At 36.3% G+C, this 2229-nt stretch carries 1 protein-coding gene; it reads right to left on the bottom strand.

What is annotated here, in order from left to right:
* The coding region (locus tag PVV60_RS10260) for a type ISP restriction/modification enzyme (protein ID WP_273724647.1) at positions 1-2229 on the bottom strand (2229 nt) is incomplete at both ends.

Below are 2229 nucleotides of genomic sequence, written 5' to 3'. Positions count from 1 at the left end.
TTGCGAATTTCATTTCAGTCACGTAATAAAACTTTTCTGGATTAGAGATGTCTGTTAATTTTGGATTACCTTTTTTAAAGGTCACTGGATAAGGCTCTACATCTTCATAATTTACGTGCAAATGACCCAGTTCACGCCCTGCTGTTACAAACTTCCAAAAATCTTCAGCACTCTTTACACAAGGGATACGAGGCAATTCTTTAGAGAGGTTATCAGCATAGCGAGTACGGTAATCTTCTGAATGTAAAATCCCATAAACATAATAGAATAGATCATCCTTAGAGATTTTTTCATTGGGATAAGCGGCTTTAAAATGTGCTAACCCTTCATCAGTAATAGCATCACGCCTCTGTAAACCAGATGTTGTGTTTTCTTCTGTAGAAATTAAAAATAAATGAGATTGTTGCTTATTTTTACCTTTTGAAACCGGAACATCATCATAAAGATACCGCGAAAAACATTGTCCATTCTCTATCACTTGAATATCAGGTATACTCGTAGTCATAAACACAGAAAAGTCTTTCTTTGCTCCTATGCCTGTAATTTGTATCATTCTGTTTTTAACCGCTTGCCCTATCGGAAATATACGAGGCATTTGGTAAATTCCATCGTTGAAATTCCGATTATAATAAAGCCACTGTTGCGTAAAAGGACGATATGAACTTTGAGAAAGGCAATTTTCTTCAAACTTGAAAGTCTTTCCTTTTATCAAGTCTTCTTTAAGAGAATAATTCCAACTGATTTTTCTTGCATCTGAATTTACGAAATTGTCTACAGTTTTAGTACGTGTTTTACCGTCATCATGTGTATAAGCACCATTAAAACGTTCCACTTCACTATTGTAGAAAGCAATCATATTACGCATATTTTTTGCTAGTGTTTCACGGCTTGAGTTATACGCCCAAGCATCACGATTGGTTTTTAGACCACATGAATAAATCTCAAACAGCTTTTGATCATGCCCTTTTTTAACACCTAAAGCTAGAAACGTCTTGAAACTATCATCGCGTTGACCAAGCCAATCACCGTGCTTATCTGGTGTAATTATTTGCCAGCCTTGTTCACTCCGTGTAATACCATTAATGCTTCCAAGGGATTCAATTATTGTAAGCTTTTCTTTTCTCGTAAGATAATCTCCAATATCACGGAAATATATCTTCCCACGCTGTTGAGATTCTGGATTTTTTACGAGAATAGAGATAGCTATAGGGGCTCGAGAACCTTCACCAAAAACTCCACCACTTTCTTTCTTCCGTTGTTCTCCAGAAGTCCGCGCATTCCCCCGCAAATGGAAAATATAAAGGCTGCTAAATTCCTCAACGAGGCATTTGCGTAAACCATCCATAGAATGTCCAGTAATAAAACCGGCATTTGTGACAAAGCCGATTACCCCAGCATTATCAATACGGTCACTAGCCCAGCGAATAGCACGGATATAGCTATCATAAAGTGCTTGCATATTGGTTGCTTTTGACTGAGCAGCATAAGTCTCACTAATACGTTTATCTAATATGGGATAGGGTGTGTTTTTTGCATTATCATTTTCGTTTTTTTGCTTTGTTGAATAAGGAGGGTTACCAAAGATAACTTGGATATTCAGTTTTTTCTGATGTTCTAAATATTCACTGTTTTCTTTAAATAATTTTTGCAGCAGATTTTTCTCTTCAAGCATCCGAAACGTATCAGCCAAACCAATATGCTTGAATGGGATATAATTCCCTTTCATAAGACCATGATAAGTTGCTTCGATATTAATGGCTGCTATGTAATAAGCGAGTAAAACAATCTCATTGGCATGGATATCGTAACGGTATTTATATTCCATATCCTCTGATTTGATGAGATTAGATTGTAAAAGCCGTGTGATAAAGGTTCCAGTTCCAGTGAAAGGGTCGAGAATAGAAACACCACGTGATCCTAGGCTTTTTCCAAATTCATTATGCAAGACATCATCAACAGAATGAATGATAAAATCCACAACCTCAATGGGTGTATAAACAATTCCTAATTTTTCTACCGTACGTGGAAAAGCATAACGGAAAAATTCATTATAAAGTTCTACAATTAAGCTTTGTTGTGCTTCAAGAGTGGTAATTCCACGTGTGTAAAATTGTACGCTCCTAGAAATATTTTTGAGATCTTGAGATTCTTCTTTAGGGGTAACTTTATCAAGGACATTGAGTACACGTTGTAAAGCACAAGAGACGGGATTTTCTTGAACAAACTGAT

Source organism: Bartonella sp. AU18XJBT (assembly GCF_028618595.1).
Classification (GTDB): Bacteria; Pseudomonadota; Alphaproteobacteria; order Rhizobiales; family Rhizobiaceae; genus Bartonella.
The sequence above is the reverse complement of the archived record's forward strand: the minus strand, read 5'-3'. Positions and strand labels throughout refer to the sequence as shown.